The organism is Shewanella baltica, assembly GCF_900456975.1.
GTDB classification, from domain to species: Bacteria; Pseudomonadota; Gammaproteobacteria; order Enterobacterales; family Shewanellaceae; genus Shewanella; species Shewanella baltica.
The window spans coordinates 2624952-2644847 of record NZ_UGYM01000002.1; the positions used below are offsets into that span (position 1 = coordinate 2624952).

Sequence of the window (19896 nt, forward strand, 5' to 3'; positions counted from 1 at the left end):
GCTCTATTCAAGGGACTTGAAGACAAATGACAAACCCGAAGGCAATAACGCTAAACAAGAAATATAGCGAGTGATTGATGAATATGTGTAATGGAGACGAAACATGGCGCCTATATATGGTGCCTAAATGTGGCGCCTGAACGCCCTACTCGTCTCAGGCACTGAGTTCCATGACGGAACTCAATGCTCAAATTTAGAAACTAAATTAAGTTGTTAAAAGCAGGCATGCTCACAAGGACAAGCTAAGCAAACCGTTCAGCGAGTCGGCATCAACTCGCATCGAGTCCATGGAGAGTTTCAACCTCAGTTTTAGGCCAAGCGTTAATCACGGCTTTGACCAGCGAGGCCAATGGAATGGCAAAGAATACCCCCCACACGCCCCATAAACCGCCAAAGACTAACACCGCGGCTATGATGATCACCGGATGCAAATCCACCGCATCGGAGAACAAAATCGGCACGAGTAAATTACCGTCGAGCGCCTGAATAATGCCGTAACCCAACATCAAATAACCAAATTCAGAACTAAAACCCCACTGAAAAAATGCCACTAAGGTGATCGGCAAGGTGACTAAGGTTGCACCAACATAGGGGATCAATACCGACAACCCAGTTAGCACCCCGAGCAACACTGAATATCTCAGTCCCATTACGGCAAACAAGATATAGGTTGCGACGCCAACAACCACGATTTCAATCACTTTACCGCGAATGTAATTGAAAATTTGCTGATGCATTTCAAACCACACTTTGCGAGCTAACTGGCGATTGGCGGGGAAAAAGCGCTTACTGCCGCTGATCAGTTGGTCTTTATCCTTTAAAAAGAAAAACACCAGCAAAGGCACTAAAATCGCATACACCATCAAGACGAGCAAAGAAGCTGAGTAGCCAATTAATTGCTTAGCAATATCCAGCACATGCTGAGTATCAAGCAGCTTTTTAAGCTCTCCGACCATCAGATCTAACTGCTCTGGATTGATAAATTGCGGGTATTGATTGATCAAGGTTTGTATCGTCAGCAGCCCTTTATCTATCATGCTCGGCAGATCGGCAATTAAGCTCACGCCTTGGCGCCACACACTCGGAATTAAGCCAAATGTCAGTAGGACCACAATGCCCAAAAACAACACAATAACTAAGGATGCACCAGCGGTGCGATTAATGCCCACTTTAAGCATTTGTGCCACGGGCCATTCCAGTAGAAATGCCAACACCAGCGCGACTAACAAGGGGGCAAGTAAACCTGCAGCGAAATAAATCACTAACGCGAACCCAACAAGGATAGCCATTAAGGTCACCGCTTGTGGATCACTAAAGCGCTCTTGATACCAACGAGAAAAAACAGTAAACATGGATCATTCCAATAGTGATGATTGGCTAGGCTTCCCAAACGCTCAGGAAAGTTTATTTATCATGCAGTTATTTACGACACTACTCAATCCTACTTTTACTTCAACTTGTCAGCTAAGTTATAAAAACTGAGTTCACAAAGTTCAAAAATCGTATCTAAGCGAGACTCTTGCACTCATCTGGCACACTAATCAGGTACACTCATCTGGCTCCCACATGAGGTTAGGCCGCGACTCGGACAGGATTTAAACATGAAAATCCTCAATTTATCCCTGAGATAGATCAACTTTGGTGATCATCAAGGCTAACAGACTCACATCATTACGCAACTCTTGCACGACGTGACCTTGTTTTTTTAAATATTGGGGAACATCTCGCCTCGAGCCTGAGTCAGAGAGTAAGATATGAAATTGCTCGCCGTCTCGCATTGGCTTCAATGCAAGCTTCACTTTGACTAAAGGTACAGGACAGCGAAATAGCGTTAAATCAATAAAAATCATAATGAACTTGCTATAGACGAACTTGGGCTATTATCCTAAGTTGCACCTCAAACTACAAGCTAAGTGCAGTATCTCTGCCTTTAGTTGAGATAATTAGAAATAAAAGGATCCGCTTGCGTAATTTGACTTTTTTAACTCGATTAAAACCTTTTGTTGCAGGCGCACTCTCTTTGATGCTGCTAACCTTCGCCGCCAAAAGCTTTGCTAACAATGACTTACCGGATTTAGGTACGGCCGCAGTTAACACCTTCAGCCTTGAAAAAGAAATGGTTTACGGTGATGCCTATATGCGCATCATTCGCTCTTCGGCGCCTATGTTAAATGATCCCGTGTTAAGTCAATATCTTACTGAGCTTGGCAACAAACTGGTCGCCCATGCCACAGGGGTAAAAACACCCTTCTATTTCTTCCTGTTACAAAATGATGAAATCAACGCCTTCGCCTTCTTCGGCGGCCATGTTGCCGTACACACAGGCTTATTTCTCAATGCAGATAACGAAAGCGAACTCGCCTCAGTACTCGGTCACGAAATAACCCACGTTACCCAACGTCACCTTGCGCGTTCGCTCGAAGCACAGCAACAGAGCAATCCGGCGACGATTGCGGGTTTACTCGGCGCCATTTTATTAACCATCGCTGTGCCACAAGCCGGTATGGCTGCGCTGGCAACGACCCAAGCGATGGCAACGCAATCAAAAATCAACTATACCCGTTTACATGAGAAAGAAGCCGACCGCATCGGTATGCAAATTTTGGTGGATGCAGGCTTTGACCCCAACGCCGCCGCGGATTTCTTTGGTAAGTTAGCCACTCGTTATCGCTTTACCACCACACCGCCACAAATGCTGTTAACTCACCCATTACCTGAGTCGCGGATTACCGAAGCCCGTAACCGCGCCGAGCAATATCCTAAGCGTTATATCCCCGATAACCTCAATTTCCAGCTGGCGAAAGCCCGTATTCAAGTCCGTTTTTCCAGTTATAGCGACGAAGCGGTTTTAAGCATGTTTGACAGACAACTGAACAAACAGACTTACAGCTTTAAAGAGGCAGCGCTCTATGGCAAAGCGCTGGCGTTATTTAGATTGAAGAAGTTTGGTGAGTCGGAAAAAATCGTCGATGTACTATTGAAAATTGATGATAACAACCTGTTTTATATCGATACTAAAGCCGATTTACTGACCGAACGTAAAGACTACGCGAAGGCGATTGCGATGCTTGAAGCCCAGCGGAAAATGAAGCCAACATCGCAAGTGATTAACGCCAACTTAGCCAATATCTACCTAGAAGCTGACCAAGCCTCTAAGGCAATCCCTTTACTAGAAGATATGATATTCCTCGATAAGCAAAATCAGCTGCCCTATCAATTGCTGAGCGCTGTCTATAAAAAAACAGGTAATCAGGCATTGGAATATTTTTCCACCGCTGAGCTCATGGCATTAGGAGCTAACTATAAGGGCGCTATCGATCAGCTTAACTTTGCCTACCGTGCATCCGAAAGTAATCCCTTACAGCTTGCACGTATTGAAGCCCGTATTCGCCAATTCAAAATGGCCGATAAAGAGATGGAAGCACTTAAGTAATCAGTTGTTTTATAAATTGATTTAACTTAATAGCCCATTTATGCGCCCCGAACACACTGACGGGGCGCTATTTTTTCTGTTATCATCCGCTCCATCGTTATTTCAGCCCGTATTGAGCCTCTAGCACTATGACCCAAGCGACGATTTACCATAACCCACGTTGTTCAAAAAGCCGTGAAACCTTAGCTCTACTTGAGCAACAAGGTTGCGATATTACCCTAGTGGAATACTTAAAAACGCCCCCTACGGCTGAAGTCATCGGCGATATTCTGGCTAAATTAGGCATCAGTGCTCGCCAATTAATGCGCACCAAGGAAGCGGAATATCAAGCCTTGGAACTTGCCGACACCTCGTTGACGGAGCAGCAATTGATTGAGGCCATGGTGAACACGCCTAAACTCATCGAACGTCCGATTGTGCTCGCCAATCAACGCGCTGCTATCGGCCGTCCTCCAGAGAATGTGCTCGCTATTCTTTAATCCATGATTTAAAAAAAAATCGCTTTAATTTTAATCGTTAGGTAGACATATGACGTCCAACACCTTATTTACCCTTAGCCGTTTAGGCTACTTCGCGCTCGTTCTGCTATTAGGCGGCTGGTTTGTTGGCCAAGGGATTAGCGGTGAATACACTCTGCTATTTAGCCTATTATGGATAGTGCCATTATTACTACCTGCAAAAGGGGTTTTCCAAGGTAATCCATATACTTATGCTTGGGCGAGTTTTGTTCTGTGCCTTTATATGCTGCATGGACTGACACTGCTTTATGTCACTACCGATGCCTTCGCTTTTGCATTAATCGAAGTATTGTTGATTGGTGTACTGCTGATTGCCTTCCCCTTCTACGCTCGGATCCGTGGTCGTGAACTGGGATTAGGCCTGAAGAAAAAGTCTAAAGAATAAGCCATTGCATACAATGTGATATCAGTGCCGTCTTACCTTACTGGGTATGACGGCATTTTTATATCGCAACGCCAAACTCCGCTGCAGATCTGCGTTCAAATATCCCCTTCAACCTCAGTTCAATGCCCAGCTAAACAAACAGACAAACGAGCAGTTAAATAAACAGCTAAACGGACAGTTAAACCGCAGCAAAATTAACACTTAATATACTTACACTGACTTTTTGCAACTTAATCCCCGTGCTATAGTCAGTTTCTCATCGTGGGGCCTTAGTATCCCGTGAGTCACAAAAAGTCTAATCGCACTGCTGAGTTAACAAGGGAGAATGCTGTAATGGGGATATCGATACCACTGAAGCTTTTGGGATTAATGGCCTGCTCTAGCCTACTCGTGGCGTGCGGAGGCGGTGGAGACAGCAACACAGATAATGGCGGAGTAACGCCCCCCTCCACCTCACTGCCACGCTGCACAGATAGCATTTCGCCGCTCCTTGTTACTACATCATCCTCAATCCGTTTTCAAACTGAGCCGACTTATGTGGCAGGTCAATCCAGTGCCATCATTGCCAACATCCTTAATCGCGATAGCCAAAACTTAACCTTTCGCTGGCAGCAAATCGATGGACCTATCATACAATTAGTCAGTCAAAACAGCCCGGTATTAGCCTTTGATACTACCACCGCAGGCGGCTACCGTTTTAGCTTGCATGTCACGGGAAGTAATCTAGATGTCAGCGGAGAAATTGGCATTAATGTCGATCCCGCATCGACGGGTGTACTGAACGTCCGCCAAGATCACCAAGTGGTTGAAGGTAACAATGTCAGCTTAAGGCTCGGACAACAATCAGGATTAAGCGCTGCGAATATCTCTTGGTGCGTGGCGTCTGGCCCAGATTTAATGGTCGATGTAAGCGATCCGTTTAGGCCTTTATTTACCGCGCCAACGGTCGCCCAAGATACAATCACTCGGCTCAAAGTGAACGCCAGTATCAACGGTAATCCACTCAGTGATGATGCCTTTGTGCTAACAACTGCGGCGCCGGCGATCAGCTCGCAATATTTCGATACTCCAGTGGCGCGCACTCACGCCTATCGTCCCGCCTCGCCTTACGCCAATGTGCTAGCGGGCTGTGTTTACTCTAATCAGCTCAATGATAGTTGCACTATCAATACCTTACCTTTGATAGGCCAAACCTCAAGCGATCTAAATCGCGAGACTATTCTTAATCGTGTACTGGTTTCCCACGACTGGATGGGCGATAACTTTGCCGCCTTTTTAGCTCAGATGGACCCCAACAGCGATTTTGCTCGCCTGTTACAATCCGTCACGGCCGTGGTGATTAGCTATGACGTGCGCCCTTCCTTCTATTGGGTAGTTACAGGAGCGATTTATCTCGATCCCGACGATTTATGGCTTACGCCAAGCCAGCGTGACACCATTAATGAGGCGCCGGATTACCGCAGTAATTTCGGTGATGATCTTAACTTTGTGATGCCTTGGCGTTATGTGAAAGACAATCAGTATGCGTCACTTGGCGTACCTATCACCGTCAGAGCAGACCGAACATTAGCGCAAATCAATCCCGATCTAGCCTCCTTGCTGTATCACGAGCTAGCCCATGCCAATGACTTCTTCCCCCGCAGCGTACATGCCTCACTCACAGGGCCAAGACTGCTAGATGATTACAGTCGCCGCAATGCCAACAAGAGCCTGATATCTGATCAAGTCAGCACCAGCTATCCATTAATGAGCACTGAAATGATGGGGCTTGCCAATGTCCGTTTCCTCGGCGCTGCGGCGAGTAATGTACAGAAGGCCTATCAACCATCGGATGTGAGTACATTCTTTTCTACCGATATCGCCAGCGACTTCTATGCCTATTCCAGTACCCGTGAAGACACGGCTATGCTATTTGAAGAAGCCATGATGAGTTATCGCTATCAAATATTACGTGATGTCGCCGTCACCAATAAACCTGCGGTGTTAACTGCGGATACGCTGATTATTGACTGGGGACAAAGAGGTCGAATTGCACAAGACAGCCTAGAGAATCGTGCTGCACTGGTGATTGATGAAATTCTGCCAGAGCTTGATGGGATCAGTTTGATTGAAAGCCTGCCCGAGCCGATTGCCATGACCCAAGGTCAAAGCTGGCGTCAAACATTAGCCACATCGCCTGCGAATGCGCAGCTCAAAGGCCAAAACAATGCACCGACAAACGATGTACAGCCACGCTTTGAGCCTGAACTTCACTTAAGTGGCGACCGTCACCGTCATCCTCAGCAATAGAGTGTTTAAGTTGTAGATAAACAAAAGCCCGTCTGCATTCAGCATGACGGGCTTTTGATTTTTAGGTTTTAGGGATTTTACATTTTTTAGCGTTTACATCGCTCAAGGCTAATTCAAAACCACTCAAACCGCGTCTCTAACCAATCATGCTTTTAAAGATGCAGCATCTCTTTGGCAAAGGGAATGGTGAGCTTGCGCTGGTGCACTAATGAGGCTTTATCTAACTTATCCAATACATCGAACAAGGTACGTAAATCTCGCGCCATTCGGTTCAGCAAAAAACGTCCCACATCTTCCGGTAATTGCAGGCCACGCATGGCGGCGCGGCGTTGCAGTGCAGCAAGTTTCTCATCATCAGCCATAGGTTGCAGTTGATAATTCAAACCCCACTGCATACGTGAAACGAGATCAGGTAACAGAAAACCCGCATCCGCAGGAGACGAACTGCCACTGACCACTAAGGCACAATTTTTATGTTCGGCGACGCGGTTGTAGAGATCAAAAATCGCTTCTTCCCAGACGGGGTGACCAGCGATGGCATCGACATCATCGATACAAACTAAATCTAACTGTTCTAGTCCTTCAAGCAAGGCGGTCGAGATACTCGCATGTATGCCTAATGGAATATAAAAGCTGCGACGCTCTACTTCATTAGCGTGGGCGCAAGCGGCGTGCATTAAATGGGTTCGACCCGATTTGACTGGGCCCCACAAATAAATGGCGGCTTCACCCTGCCCTTCGGCATTGGCTCTCAGTTTTTGAATAAGCTCATCATTACCAGCGGCAGGGTAATAACTGTTAAAGGTTTCGTCGTCTGGCAAATGCACAGGTAACGAGAGTTGCAGAGGTGAGTTTAAGGGCACTCGGTCTTCTCAATATCAAATAAAAACAATGCCGTGCTTATCATGGCTCAGCACGGCCGATAACATCTTAAGGTAAGCGCCATTCATACACAGGCTTGCCTGTTTGGTTAGAGACTGGGCTAAACTCCCCCGCACTCACAGGTGCAACCACAGAAATTCGCGGCTCTAAGCTTAATAAACGTTGTAAATCCGTTTCTGAGCCAAACAAATCTAGCGAGAAGGTCACGGTATGACCTTGAATATGCGTTAACGTGGCATTTTTAATCGCGCTGAGTTGCTTCAAATATTTTTCGACTTCAACTAGTTGCGCCATTTTTTGAATATTCACAAAAGTGACACTCGCGCCTTGCTGCGTGCCCGTGTCGGCAATGGCATACTTAGTAAAATAGTATTCGCCTAACGCCGCCATCATGGCTTCAATCGCCTGAGTCGAATTTTCAGCGGTGCCGTTGTAACTGAATAACGGTGGCGTCAAAGAGTCAATGGTAGCCTTAGTATAGAGATTTAAACGGTAACGAACTTGGCTGCCAGCAGCATCAATCGCCACCAATGCCAAAAAGTCAGCTTGATAACGGCCAGAGACACTCGCCACGATATCGGCAAACATACCTTTGATATCGTTAGGGTTAATTCCCATCAACTCATCAAGATCTAAGATTGGCAGCAATACCGGAATACCGCGGGCATCGGAAAAATCACTAAAGAGTTTACGTTCGGCTAACGCAGACGAGTCACCCAATATCATAGTGTCGCCATCGCCTGGCATTGCGACCCAAAATAAGGTCAGCGGGCGTTGTGTTCCCCAAACGGGCAATTGCGCCTGACGCAGTAGCGCCACGATGCGACGGTGTTCAAAACTGGCAGTTAGCAGTAATTGGCCATTCTGCTCGATATAACCATACTGGCTCAGCAAGGTATCAGGATTACTGAGCTGTGATTGGATCAGACTGTTGTCGAGGGATCGCGCCGTCCCAGTATTCTTGATAATGACTTGCTCAAGCGCACTTTTTAGGGCTTTGTCGCGTTCTGCAACCGCGCGAGAAGACACAGGCACATTGGCCTCATCTAATTTACTCACCTCAACAGCATTGACGCTATTAATCGTGAACAGACAATATAGAAATGCAATTAAGCTCGGCTTCAATAGGAATTTCAGCATCTTTGAGTAGTTGAAGTAACGTCAGATGGGGCAAATTGTACCATAGTTAGCGCCTTAAGCGAGTCTTGGCAAAATTTAGCCCCATTTCAGTGCCAACCATGGCACGGAAAACCCAAACAGTGATCCGAGTCGGCAAAACGGGCGATTTTCTTCTGCTCAAAATCCAACAAACTGATATCATTTGGCGGTTTACCCTAAAATTAACGAGAATAATAAATGAGACGACTCGCTATCCCCCTACAGGGCGCGCAAATGCTGTTTGTGGCCTTCGGTGCCTTAGTGCTAATGCCGCTGCTGACAGGACTCGACACCAGTGTGGCATTGTTTACCGCAGGTATCGGCACTCTACTGTTCCAATTAATCACTAAACGCCAAGTGCCTATCTTCCTCGCATCTTCCTTCGCCTTTATCGCCCCAATACTCTATGGCGTGCAAACTTGGGGCATTCCCTCCACCATGGGCGGCATTATGGCCGCGGGCGTGGTCTACGTCATGCTCGGCGCCTTGGTCAAAGTGCGCGGCACCGACTTCATCCATAGGCTGTTACCGCCTGTGGTAGTGGGTCCTGTGATCATTATCATCGGCCTTGGCTTAGCACCTGTCGCTGTGAATATGGCCTTAGGTAAAAGTGGCGATGGCAGCTTGACTCTCGTTGACACCAATATTGCGCTATTTATTTCGCTCGCATCACTCTGTACCACTATAGCAGTAGCAATTTTTGCCAAGGGCTTACTGAGAGTGATGCCGATTTTAGCGGGGATTATTGTAGGCTACGGCTTAAGCCTTGCTTTTGGTATTGTTGACTTTGCGGTTGTTACAGCCGCCAGTTGGATTGCGATTCCTAAATTTGTCGCCCCCGAATTTAACTGGCATGCCATTGCTTTTATGATCCCTGTCGCAATCGCTCCGGCGGTTGAACACATCGGCGATATTCTGGCGATATCCAATGTCACAGGTAAAGATTTTATGAAAAAACCGGGACTACACCGCACGCTAACAGGTGATGGTATTGCCACGATTGCCGCGGCAGCCTTTGGTGGCCCGCCAAACACGACTTATTCAGAAGTGACAGGTGCAGTGACCCTAACGCGCAATTTTGATCCGAAAATTATGACTTGGACCGCTATTACTGCCATCACGTTGGCCTTCGTCGGCAAATTAGGTGCGCTGATGCAAACCATTCCTGTCCCAGTCATGGGCGGTATTATGTGTTTGTTATTCGGCTCAATTGCAGCCGTTGGTCTCAACACCCTTATTCGCAATCATGTGGATTTGTCTGAGCCGCGTAATTTAAGCATTGTCGGTGTCACCTTAGTATTTGGTATCGGCGGCATGGCATTTGGCATAGGTTCATTCAGCCTGACCGGTATCAGCTTGTGCGGCATTGTCGCGATTACCATGAACTTATTATTGCCCGCAACCAAGCCACACGATAAACACAATGAGTCAGATGTTACCCCTCACTAGTCGTTGTTTGAGGAATCGCCGTTTTATTGAAGTCTTTGTTGTAATGTTTTTTTAGCGATAGCTCTTTGAAAAACAGCGACAAAAAAGCCGCCGTGATATTAATCATGGCGGCTTTTTCATTAATACTTATAAAAAAGCATTAACGCTTATTCTTCAGTCTTGATCTTAGCGGCAGCGGCTTTGATCAAAGGTTGTAATTCGCCTTTTTGGAACATGTCCACAACGATATCACAGCCACCGATCAACTCACCTTCAATCCACAATTGTGGGAAAGTCGGCCAGTTAGCAAACTTAGGTAATTCTGCGCGAATGTCTGGATGCTGAAGAATATCCACGAATGCAAACTGCTCACCGCAGTTAATCATGATCTGAGCTACCTGTGACGAGAAGCCACAGCTAGGCAACTTAGGAGAGCCTTTCATATAAACAATGATAGGGTTTTCCGTGATCTGCTGCTTAATTTTCTCTACTGTTTCCATTTTGATTCCTAAGTAGGATGACATTGACTCAATGCGACTATTGTACGTCAGCTAGAGGCAGAACAAAATCCCACAGTTTGTAAGGTTATGCCGACATTTGATTTTTCGATGGCGTCTATCTAGTCAATTAGCTAAACAATGATTCACATCACAAATTTTATCGGTACAATAGCTCTAAGTGAGCACGTTTAAAAACGATAACCTAAGACCATGGAGAGATACTAATGGCTTTCGAATTACCCGCATTACCATATGCAAAGAACGCACTAGAACCACACATTTCTCAAGAAACCATTGAATACCACTACGGCAAGCATCACAACACTTATGTTGTTAAGCTAAACGGCTTAATCGAAGGAACTGATTTCGCTGGTAAATCTTTAGAAGATATCATCAAAACTTCTACTGGCGGCGTATTCAACAACGCAGCTCAAGTGTGGAACCACACTTTCTACTGGAACTGCCTAGCACCAAACGCTGGCGGCGAGCCAACTGGCCCAGTTGCTGATGCAATCAATGCTGCTTTCGGTTCATTCGACGCATTTAAAGCACAATTTACTGATTCAGCAGTAAATAACTTCGGTAGCGCGTGGACATGGTTAGTGAAAAAAGCCGATGGCACTCTTGCTATCGTTAACACTAGCAATGCAGCAACGCCACTGACTGACAGCACAGTAACGCCAATCATGACAGTTGACGTGTGGGAACACGCTTACTACATCGATTACCGTAACGTGCGTCCTGACTACCTTGCCCACTTCTGGCAATTAGTTAACTGGGACTTCGTTAACCAAAACTTCGCTGGTTAATTCATTTAACCTATCGTTGTTGACTGCTGTATGAGCAGTGGGTTAATCCCAGTAAAAAGAGCCATAGTGGCTCTTTTTTTATGCCCCTCGTTTGCCGTCCATCCCTTATCCCGCTGATTGCCCCTCCGTAAACTACAAGTGCAATAATTGCGTTTGCAACTATTTGTTATTGTTTTATTTGATATTTTTTTGACACAGATAGTGAGTTTGTGTCTAAGATTAGAGTAGGAGGCTGGCTAGCCAGTTATCCGTTCCATGACATCACTGGCGTTTCAGGGGGTTTATATGGGCATTTTCGAGCATTACCAAAAGCGCTACGAACAAAAACTCGATGAAGAATATTCTTTGCAGGAGTTTCTGGATATCTGCAAAGGAGATCGCAGCGCTTACATGTCAGCATCAGAGCGACTATTGCTTGCAATCGGTGAAGCAGAAGTCATTGATACCGCAAAAAATCCAACACTTAGCCGTATTTTTTCGAATCGACTTATTTCACGCTATCCCGCATTTAAAGATTTCTTCGGCATGGAAGATGCCATAGAGCAAATCGTGGCTTATCTAAAGCACTCGGCTCAAGGATTAGAAGAATCCAAACAAATTTTATACCTACTGGGCCCTGTGGGCGGCGGTAAGTCATCGCTCGCCGAAAAACTCAAAGCCCTGATGCAAAAAGTGCCCATTTATATTCTGAGCGCAAATGGGGTACGTAGCCCTGTCAACGATCATCCCTTCTGTCTATTCGATTTAGAAGAAGATGGTCAGCTGTTAAAAGATGAATTCAACATTCCCAACCGCTATCTCAAAACCATCATGTCGCCTTGGGCGGTAAAACGTCTGCATGAGTTTGGTGGCGATATCTCCAAATTTCGCGTGGTGAAAGTTTTTCCATCGATTCTGGACCAAGTGGCGATAGCGAAAACAGAACCCGGAGATGAAAACAATCAAGATATTTCATCCCTCGTCGGTAAAGTGGATATTCGTCAGCTCGAGCATTTCTCCCAAGATGATGCCGATGCTTACGCTTATTCGGGTGCATTGTGCCGCGCAAACCAAGGGGTGATGGAATTCGTCGAGATGTTTAAGGCACCGATTAAAGTGCTGCATCCACTACTAACTGCGACGCAAGAAGGCAACTATAACGGCACTGAAGGCCTATCGGCCCTGCCCTATAGCGGAATTATTCTGGCTCACTCAAATGAATCAGAATGGTCAACCTTCAAAAACAACAAAAACAACGAAGCCTTCCTCGACCGTGTTTACATAGTCAAAGTCCCCTACTGTTTACGGGTTTCGGAAGAACTGCAAATCTATCAAAAACTGCTGATCAACTCTGAGTTATCAAAAGCGCCCTGCGCGCCAGGTACCTTAGAAACCCTAGCGCAATTTAGTGTGTTGTCGCGCATCAAGCCACCTGAAAACTCCTCCACCTACTCTAAGATGCGGGTGTATGACGGTGAAAGCCTGAAAGATACCGATCCTAAGGCTAAGTCTTACCAAGAATACCGTGATTACGCGGGTGTCGATGAAGGCATGAATGGGCTATCCACCCGTTTCGCCTTTAAGATTTTGTCGCGGGTATTTAACTTTGACCATTCAGAAATCGCCGCCAACCCAGTGCATTTATTCTATGTGCTCGAACGGCAAATTGAACAAGAGCAGTTCCCCGGCGATACCGCCGAACGCTATCTGGAGTTTCTAAAAGGTTATTTGATCCCTAAATACGTCGAGTTTATCGGTAAAGAAATTCAAACCGCTTACTTAGAGTCTTACTCTGAATACGGCCAAAATATCTTCGACCGCTATGTCACCTACGCCGATTTTTGGATCCAAGATCAAGAATACCGCGATCCAGAAACAGGTCAGCTATTCGACCGCGCCGCCCTCAATGCAGAACTTGAGAAGATTGAGAAACCCGCGGGGATCAGCAATCCTAAAGATTTCCGTAATGAAATCGTCAACTTTGTACTGCGCGCCCGCGCGAACCATGAGGGTAATAATCCGCTCTGGACCAGCTACGAGAAACTTCGCACTGTGATCGAGAAGAAAATGTTCTCCAACACAGAAGATTTACTGCCTGTTATTTCCTTTAACGCCAAAACATCGAACGACGATCAACGTAAACACGATGATTTCGTCAATCGTATGATGGAGAAAGGCTATACCAAGAAACAAGTCCGACTCTTGTCTGAGTGGTATTTACGGGTTCGTAAATCTTCTTAAACTTGCGCTAACTAAGTACAGGGCTTTGGTGTTGCCAAAGCCTTCGCTGGGTTTTGGGAGGTGCGTATGGCGAACTTTATCGATAGACGGTTGAATGCGAAAGGAAAAAGCACAGTCAACCGCCAACGCTTTATCAATAGATATAAGCAACAAATTAAAAAAGCCGTCAGCGATGCAGTGACTCGCCGCAGCGTAACGGATGTAGATAAAGGCGAAAAAATCAGTATCCCCACCCGGGATATCAGTGAACCTATGTTTCACCAAGGCAAAGGCGGTGTCAGGGACAGAGTGCATCCCGGTAATGACCAATTTACCCGTGGCGATAAAATTGACCGGCCACCTGGTGGTTCTGGCGGCGGTTCGGGCAAAGGTGAAGCCTCAAATTCGGGTGAAGGCGACGATGACTTTGTGTTCGAAATATCTAAGGATGAGTATCTAGAATTATTGTTTGAGGACTTAGAACTCCCCAATCTACAAAAAAATCGCCTTAATAAACTGGTGGAATACCAAATCTACCGTGCGGGATTCACCAATGATGGCGTCCCCGCTAACATCAATATTGTCCGTTCATTACGTTCATCACTGGCACGTCGTATTGCGATGTCAGCCAGTAAAAAGAAATTGTTAAAAGAGTTAGAACAAGAACTTGCCGAACTGGAAAATATTCCAGGCACTAAGGCCGAGTTGATTTTGGATTTAAAAGCCCAAATTGAGGAGTTAAAACAAAAGATTGCCAGAGTGCCGTTTATCGATACCTTCGATCTACGCTTTAATAACTATTCCAAAAGGGAAATCCCTTCTAGCCAAGCCGTGATGTTCTGCTTGATGGATGTGTCTGGCTCTATGGATCAGGCAACTAAAGATATGGCAAAACGCTTCTATATCTTGCTGTATCTGTTCCTCACCCGTACCTATAAAAATTTAGAAGTGGTCTACATTCGCCACCACACCCAAGCTAAAGAAGTCGATGAACACGAGTTCTTTTACTCCCAAGAAACGGGCGGCACCATAGTGTCCAGTGCATTAAAATTAATGCATGAAATTCAACAAGCCCGCTACCCAGCCGATGAATGGAATATCTACGCAGCCCAAGCATCCGATGGTGATAACTGGGCCGACGATTCACCAACCTGTAGGCAATTGTTAGAACAAAAAATCTTGCCACTGGTGCGCTACTACAGCTACATCGAAATCACCAATCGCGCCCATCAAACCTTGTGGCGTGAATATGAATCCCTGCAACAGCATTACGACAACATCGCCGTGCAGCACATACGTCAAGCCGAAGATATTTACCCTGTCTTTAGGGAGCTATTCAAGAAACAAGCGGTTTAAGGGGGCACTATGGGGATAACTAAATCAACACCTTGGACACCACTGAGCGATGGTCCTGACTGGAGCTTCGAGCTACTGCAGGACTACCTCAAGGAAATTGAACGGGTAGCAGCACTGTATAAGCTCAGCACTTACCCAAATCAAATTGAAGTCATCACCGCTGAGCAGATGATGGATGCTTATGCGGGCATAGGTATGCCCATTGGTTACACCCATTGGTCCTTTGGCAAACGTTTTATCGAAACCGAGCAAGGTTACAAGCGCGGCCAAATGGGGCTTGCCTACGAAATTGTGATTAATTCTAACCCCTGTATTGCCTACCTTATGGAGGAAAACACCATCACAATGCAGGCTCTGGTGATCGCCCACGCCTGTTTCGGACATAATAGCTTTTTTAAAAACAACTACTTATTTAAGACATGGACAGATGCCAGCTCGATTATTGACTACCTTGTTTTTGCTAAAAACTACATCAGTGATTGCGAACAAAAACATGGCGTTGCACAGGTCGAAAGCGTCATCGACTCCTGCCATGCGCTAATGAACTATGGTGTCGATCGCTATAAACGCCCCTCAGAAATTTCATTCCGAGAAGAACAAGCAAGACAAAAAGATCGCGAGGCGTACCTTCAAAGCCAAGTGAATGATTTATGGCGCACGATTCCTACCCAGCAACATGAACAGTCTCAATTGAAGAAACGTCGTTTCCCCGCAGAACCGCAGGAAAACATCTTATATTTCATCGAGAAAAATGCCCCTTTACTGGAACCATGGCAAAGGGAAATTATCCGCATTGTACGTAAAATGGCGCAATATTTTTACCCGCAAAAACAAACTCAAGTAATGAATGAAGGCTGGGCCACCTTCTGGCACTACACTATTTTGAATCACTTGTATGATGATGGCGTGGTCACTGACCGCTTCATGATCGAGTTTTTGCAAAGCCATACGGGCGTGGTTGCCCAACCCGACTACAACAGTCGCTATTACAGTGGCATCAATCCCTATGCTTTAGGCTTTGCGATGTTTACTGACATTCGTCGAATTTGTGAAAATCCGACCGATGAAGATAAAGCCTGGTTTCCCGACATTGCCGGCAGCAATTGGATTGAAACCTTACACTTTGCAATGCAGAACTTTAAAGACGAAAGTTTTATTAGCCAATATCTTTCACCTAAAGTCATCCGCCAATTTAAGTTGTTTGGTATCCATGATGATGAGAAACGCAATTATCTGTCTGTATCGGCAATTCATGATGAACAAGGTTATCAAGATATTCGCCAGTTATTATCGCAGCAATATAACTTGTCGAATATTGAGCCGAATATCCAAGTGCATAATGTGGAGGTCAACGGTGATAGATCCTTGACCTTACGTTATGTGCCGAATAACGATATTCCCTTAGCCAGCAGCCATAAAGAAGTATTAAAGCATTTACATAGATTATGGGGTTTCACTGTCACCTTAGAGCAAAAAAATGAGGATGCGAGTGTAACAGTATTAGCATCCTGCCCTGAAGCGGCTAAACCAGAATAATAAACCGAATAAAAAAGCCGTTTCCATTGGAAACGGCTTTTATGTATTTATCGCTATTTTAATGCGACATCAATCGCAGCAATTAATTATCCTGTGCGATAGACGCGGGCATATCATCGCGTAATTGTAACCACATCTTACCGCTGTTCATGCCGTAGGTGCGCATCAGCGCAGGGACGTCGAGATAATTTTTCGCCTGAGCCAGTAGCTCTAACTCTTTGTAAAAGTTCAAAGCCAATAAACGCGCATCGGAACTAGTAAAATAATAGCGACCAACTCGGCTATACAATCCCTTAAATCCATTTAATATCAATACGTAAAGTGGATTCCCAGAGGAAAAAGCTAAGGTGTGATGCAATAAATAGTCAAATTCGGCATAGGATTCAGCCGTATCTTCAAGTTGGTGAATTTTGGCGAGCACATCCACAGCTGTATCTGGGTTATAACGCAGGGCACCACGGAAATAGATAGCGCTGACGTTAGTACGAGCTGACAAGAGTTGGTCAACCAATACCGGAAATCCTTCGGGATTGAGATCGGCAATCGTCTCTAGAATGTTTAAGCCTGAGGTTTCCCAGAAGTTATTCACTCGCGTTGGTTTACCGTGTTGGATTTTCAACCAACCGTCACGGGCCAAGCGCTGTAGCACTTCACGCAGAGTGGTGCGAGTCACACCTATCAATTCCGAAAGCTCACGTTCAGCCGGTAAAATGGACCCTGGAGGAAATTTATTATCCCAAATGGATCTCACAATATACTTCTCTGCAAAACTTGCAGGTCCTTTGGCATTGATAATCATCAGCCCACTTATCCAGTTGTTGTGCGTCGTAATGGTCACTGATCATACCAGAGCGGTAAAAAATGGAAACCATTGACTTAAATTCACTGTGTTATCGCCGTGTAAATGTCACACAATCGCTCAAAAAAACGACCAAGATCAAGGCAACAAACGCCAATTTTGCCGATTAGCTCCGCTTTTTGAAATGTGGGTATCAGTATCTCATTACATTAGCTTTCTCTTTAGGCTAGACTGATTTAACAAACGCAGGTATTGATATTAAACACGTGCAATTTTTAACATAATTAGAAGAGAGGCTGCCATGCCGGCGACAATGAGTCAGGCGTTTATTGGGAACTTCTTAGGAAATTCTCCTAAGTGGTACAAAACCGCAATACTGTCATTTTTAATTATCAATCCACTACTCTTTTTCTATGTCGACCCCTTTGTGGCCGGCTGGGTATTGGTGCTTGAATTTATTTTTACCTTAGCAATGGCATTAAAATGTTATCCATTACAGCCTGGCGGATTATTAGCAATTGAAGCTGTCGCAATTGGCATGACATCGGCAAGCCAAGTCTTACATGAAATAGAAGCCAACCTAGAAGTATTATTACTCTTGGTGTTTATGGTCGCTGGTATTTATTTCATGAAGCAATTGCTGCTATTTGGCTTCACGAAAATTATTACCAAAGTGCGTTCTAAAGTTTTAGTGTCACTAATGTTTTGTTTGGCATCGGCGTTTTTATCTGCCTTCTTAGATGCGTTAACGGTTATTGCCGTGATTATCGCGGTCGCTGTGGGTTTCTATTCTATTTACCACAAGGTCGCTTCTGGAAAAGATTTCGGCGCCGATCACGATCATACCTCCGAAGGTAAAAACGCTGCGGGTGAAGATCTGTTAAACGAAGAAGAACTCGGTGCATTCCGTGGCTTCCTGCGTAATCTGTTAATGCATGCGGGTGTCGGTACTGCACTCGGCGGTGTATGTACTATGGTGGGCGAACCTCAAAACTTGATTATTGCCGCACAGGCCAATTGGCAGTTTGGTGAATTCGCCGTACGTATGTCACCAGTTACAGTCCCTGTATTGATTTCTGGTATCTTAACCTGCTACTTAGTTGAAAAGTTTGGTATTTTTGGTTACGGCGCTAAGTTGCCAACGGCCGTTCATCGGATCTTATGTGAATATGCCGCCCATGAAGATGCGCGCCGTACCAACAAAGACAACATGAAGTTAATCGTCCAAGCGCTAGTGGGTGTCTGGTTGATCGCAGGTCTTGCCTTGCACTTGGCTTCAGTGGGCTTAATTGGTCTTTCTGTGATTATTTTAACCACAGCCTTTAATGGCGTCACCGATGAGCATGCCCTTGGTAAAGCCTTTGAAGAGGCACTACCTTTTACCGCATTATTAGCGGTGTTCTTTGCGGTTGTTGGCGTGATTATCGATCAACACTTATTCGCCCCCGTTATCCAATGGGCACTGGGTTATGAAGGCAATACCCAATTAGTGATTTTCTATATCGCCAACGGATTATTGTCTATGGTGAGTGATAACGTGTTCGTCGGTACTGTGTATATCAACGAAGTGAAGGCGGCATTAATTAACGGCCAAATCACCCGTGATCAATTCGACTTACTGGCCGTTGCGATTAATACCGGAACTAACTTACCTTCGGTGGCGACACCTAATGGTCAAGCGGCGTTCTTGTTCTTACTGACGTCAGCCTTAGCACCGCTGATCCGCTTATCCTATGGCAGAATGGTATGGATGGCATTGCCCTACACTATCGTGCTATCCATTGTGGGCGTTATGGCGATCCAAACGGGATTCTTAGAACAAGCCACTCAATATTTCTATGATTCCCATACAATCATCCATCACAGTGCAAAAGAAGTGTTGGGCACAGTGTCCGGACATTAATCTTCTCTATTGACTGAACTTTATTAAATAAGTAGAGTCCAAAAAACGCCCCATGTCTGAGGGCGTTTTTTGTTGATATGGAGCTCACTTTGACTGTTATTACTCGCTTTGCCCATTCCCGTTCATCTTGGTTTATTCTCGCAGGCACAGCCCTAGGCTTAGAGTTAAGCGCACTGTATTTTCAACATATAATGAAACTCGACCCCTGTGTTATGTGTATTTATCAAAGACTTGCTGTCTTTGGTTTATTAGCGGCCGGCATTATCGGCATGACGGCGCCAAAATATCGAATCGTGAGGATTCTCGCGGCCATTGTTTGGGCAGTCAGTGCGACTTGGGGATTAAAGCTAGCGCTATCGCTGGTAGACATGCAAACCAACCCATCGCCTTTCTCAACGTGTTCATTCTTACCTGAATTCCCAGCTTGGATGCCATTACACGAATGGTTCCCTTCCATTATGATGCCTACTGGCATGTGTACTGATGTGCCTTGGGTCTTTATGGGTGTGACAATGGCCGAATGGATGGTAGTCGCTTTCAGTGGCTTCCTAGTGGCTTGGTTACTCTTTATTGTGCCTATCTTGAGTGGTTCAAATAAACCTTCTCTTTATAAGTAACAAGTTTGAGATAAGGCAGGGATCAACCCTGCCTTTTTATTAACGATTTTATTCACAGTTTACGACTGATTCCCGCTGCTTATC

At 45.5% G+C, this 19896-nt stretch carries 17 protein-coding genes; 11 read left to right on the forward strand and 6 right to left on the reverse strand.

The genetic code is table 11. From position 1 onward, the window contains the following. Window positions 1-269: 269 nt before the first annotated feature. Window positions 270-1352, reverse strand: coding sequence for an AI-2E family transporter (locus tag DYH48_RS11810; protein ID WP_006086338.1), 1083 nt, complete (start codon window positions 1350-1352; stop codon window positions 270-272). A gap of 264 nt (window positions 1353-1616) precedes the next feature. Beyond that, window positions 1617-1850, reverse strand: a complete 234-nt coding sequence (locus DYH48_RS11815) for a sulfurtransferase TusA family protein (RefSeq protein ID WP_115334877.1) — start codon at window positions 1848-1850, stop codon at window positions 1617-1619. A gap of 113 nt (window positions 1851-1963) precedes the next feature. Here DYH48_RS11815 and bepA point away from each other — a divergent pair, with 113 nt between their 5' ends. The 4 genes from bepA to DYH48_RS11835 all read left to right on the forward strand — a co-directional run bounded on the left by bepA (window position 1964) and on the right by DYH48_RS11835 (window position 6625). Continuing rightward, entirely contained in the window at window positions 1964-3433 is a 1470-nt protein-coding gene (bepA, locus tag DYH48_RS11820) for a beta-barrel assembly-enhancing protease (protein WP_115334878.1), read from the forward strand. Between the two features lie 128 nt (window positions 3434-3561). After that, on the forward strand, window positions 3562-3912 hold the full coding sequence (arsC, locus tag DYH48_RS11825) for an arsenate reductase (glutaredoxin) (protein WP_006081295.1): 351 nt from the start codon (window positions 3562-3564) through the stop codon (window positions 3910-3912). Between the two features lie 49 nt (window positions 3913-3961). Beyond that, the gene (locus DYH48_RS11830) at window positions 3962-4336 is read left to right on the forward strand and encodes a DUF2069 domain-containing protein (protein ID WP_006081294.1); all 375 of its coding nucleotides are present in this window, start codon (window positions 3962-3964) and stop codon (window positions 4334-4336) included. A gap of 333 nt (window positions 4337-4669) precedes the next feature. Next, window positions 4670-6625 carry a hypothetical protein gene (locus tag DYH48_RS11835; protein WP_115334879.1) on the forward strand — a complete coding sequence of 652 codons (1956 nt, stop codon included), beginning with the start codon at window positions 4670-4672 and terminating at the stop codon, window positions 6623-6625. Between the two features lie 152 nt (window positions 6626-6777). Here DYH48_RS11835 and hda read toward each other — a convergent pair whose 3' ends face one another. Further along, window positions 6778-7488, reverse strand: coding sequence for a DnaA inactivator Hda (hda, locus tag DYH48_RS11840; RefSeq protein ID WP_006081292.1), 711 nt, complete (start codon window positions 7486-7488; stop codon window positions 6778-6780). 67 nt (window positions 7489-7555) lie between these two features. Continuing rightward, window positions 7556-8647, reverse strand: a complete 1092-nt coding sequence (locus tag DYH48_RS11845) for a DUF2066 domain-containing protein (protein WP_012088917.1) — start codon at window positions 8645-8647, stop codon at window positions 7556-7558. Window positions 8648-8863: 216 nt separating this feature from the next. Here DYH48_RS11845 and DYH48_RS11850 point away from each other — a divergent pair, with 216 nt between their 5' ends. Next, entirely contained in the window at window positions 8864-10114 is a 1251-nt protein-coding gene (locus tag DYH48_RS11850) for a uracil-xanthine permease family protein (RefSeq protein ID WP_115334880.1), read from the forward strand. Between the two features lie 146 nt (window positions 10115-10260). Here the strand turns inward: DYH48_RS11850 and grxD are convergent, their stop codons facing one another. Then, complete coding sequence (grxD, locus tag DYH48_RS11855; RefSeq protein WP_011846572.1) at window positions 10261-10593, reverse strand: Grx4 family monothiol glutaredoxin; 333 nt, start codon at window positions 10591-10593, stop codon at window positions 10261-10263. 224 nt (window positions 10594-10817) lie between these two features. Between grxD and sodB the strand changes: the two genes are divergently transcribed. The 4 genes from sodB to DYH48_RS11875 all read left to right on the forward strand — a co-directional run bounded on the left by sodB (window position 10818) and on the right by DYH48_RS11875 (window position 16493). After that, window positions 10818-11402 carry a superoxide dismutase [Fe] gene (gene sodB / locus DYH48_RS11860; RefSeq protein ID WP_028760317.1) on the forward strand — a complete coding sequence of 195 codons (585 nt, stop codon included), beginning with the start codon at window positions 10818-10820 and terminating at the stop codon, window positions 11400-11402. A 285-nt stretch (window positions 11403-11687) separates the two neighbouring features. After that, window positions 11688-13622 (forward strand): PrkA family serine protein kinase, encoded by a 1935-nt coding sequence (locus tag DYH48_RS11865; RefSeq protein WP_006081287.1) that lies wholly within the window; start codon window positions 11688-11690, stop codon window positions 13620-13622. 66 nt (window positions 13623-13688) lie between these two features. Continuing rightward, complete coding sequence (locus DYH48_RS11870) at window positions 13689-14957, forward strand: YeaH/YhbH family protein (RefSeq protein WP_006081286.1); 1269 nt, start codon at window positions 13689-13691, stop codon at window positions 14955-14957. A gap of 9 nt (window positions 14958-14966) precedes the next feature. Then, window positions 14967-16493 (forward strand): SpoVR family protein, encoded by a 1527-nt coding sequence (locus DYH48_RS11875; RefSeq protein ID WP_006086330.1) that lies wholly within the window; start codon window positions 14967-14969, stop codon window positions 16491-16493. Window positions 16494-16575: 82 nt separating this feature from the next. On the opposite strand, the gene fadR is transcribed toward DYH48_RS11875, so the two are convergent. Then, a complete protein-coding gene (gene fadR / locus DYH48_RS11880) occupies window positions 16576-17292 on the reverse strand; it encodes a fatty acid metabolism transcriptional regulator FadR (protein ID WP_006081284.1) in 717 nt (238 codons plus the stop codon). Window positions 17293-17593: 301 nt separating this feature from the next. On the opposite strand from fadR, the gene nhaB reads away from it, so the two are divergent. Together nhaB and dsbB are read left to right on the forward strand one after the other, a co-directional pair. Continuing rightward, window positions 17594-19195 (forward strand): sodium/proton antiporter NhaB, encoded by a 1602-nt coding sequence (nhaB, locus tag DYH48_RS11885; RefSeq protein WP_115334881.1) that lies wholly within the window; start codon window positions 17594-17596, stop codon window positions 19193-19195. 89 nt (window positions 19196-19284) lie between these two features. Further along, window positions 19285-19812: a disulfide bond formation protein DsbB gene (gene dsbB, locus DYH48_RS11890; protein ID WP_107404968.1), complete on the forward strand. Its 528-nt coding sequence runs from the start codon at window positions 19285-19287 to the stop codon at window positions 19810-19812. Window positions 19813-19896 lie beyond the last annotated feature (84 nt).

Excerpts from the sequence above, each read along its gene's own strand:
- DYH48_RS11810 (WP_006086338.1), bottom strand. The coding sequence starts at position 1,352 with ATGTTTACTGTTTTTTCTCGTTGGTATCAAGAGCGCTTTAGTGATCCA.
- DYH48_RS11815 (WP_115334877.1), bottom strand. The coding sequence starts at position 1,850 with ATGATTTTTATTGATTTAACGCTATTTCGCTGTCCTGTACCTTTAGTC.
- arsC (WP_006081295.1), top strand. The coding sequence starts at position 3,562 with ATGACCCAAGCGACGATTTACCATAACCCACGTTGTTCAAAAAGCCGT.
- DYH48_RS11830 (WP_006081294.1), top strand. The coding sequence starts at position 3,962 with ATGACGTCCAACACCTTATTTACCCTTAGCCGTTTAGGCTACTTCGCG.
- DYH48_RS11835 (WP_115334879.1), top strand. The coding sequence starts at position 4,670 with ATGGGGATATCGATACCACTGAAGCTTTTGGGATTAATGGCCTGCTCT.
- DYH48_RS11845 (WP_012088917.1), bottom strand. The coding sequence starts at position 8,647 with ATGCTGAAATTCCTATTGAAGCCGAGCTTAATTGCATTTCTATATTGT.
- DYH48_RS11850 (WP_115334880.1), top strand. The coding sequence starts at position 8,864 with ATGAGACGACTCGCTATCCCCCTACAGGGCGCGCAAATGCTGTTTGTG.
- grxD (WP_011846572.1), bottom strand. The coding sequence starts at position 10,593 with ATGGAAACAGTAGAGAAAATTAAGCAGCAGATCACGGAAAACCCTATC.
- sodB (WP_028760317.1), top strand. The coding sequence starts at position 10,818 with ATGGCTTTCGAATTACCCGCATTACCATATGCAAAGAACGCACTAGAA.
- DYH48_RS11865 (WP_006081287.1), top strand. The coding sequence starts at position 11,688 with ATGGGCATTTTCGAGCATTACCAAAAGCGCTACGAACAAAAACTCGAT.
- DYH48_RS11870 (WP_006081286.1), top strand. The coding sequence starts at position 13,689 with ATGGCGAACTTTATCGATAGACGGTTGAATGCGAAAGGAAAAAGCACA.
- DYH48_RS11875 (WP_006086330.1), top strand. The coding sequence starts at position 14,967 with ATGGGGATAACTAAATCAACACCTTGGACACCACTGAGCGATGGTCCT.
- fadR (WP_006081284.1), bottom strand. The coding sequence starts at position 17,292 with ATGATTATCAATGCCAAAGGACCTGCAAGTTTTGCAGAGAAGTATATT.
- nhaB (WP_115334881.1), top strand. The coding sequence starts at position 17,594 with ATGCCGGCGACAATGAGTCAGGCGTTTATTGGGAACTTCTTAGGAAAT.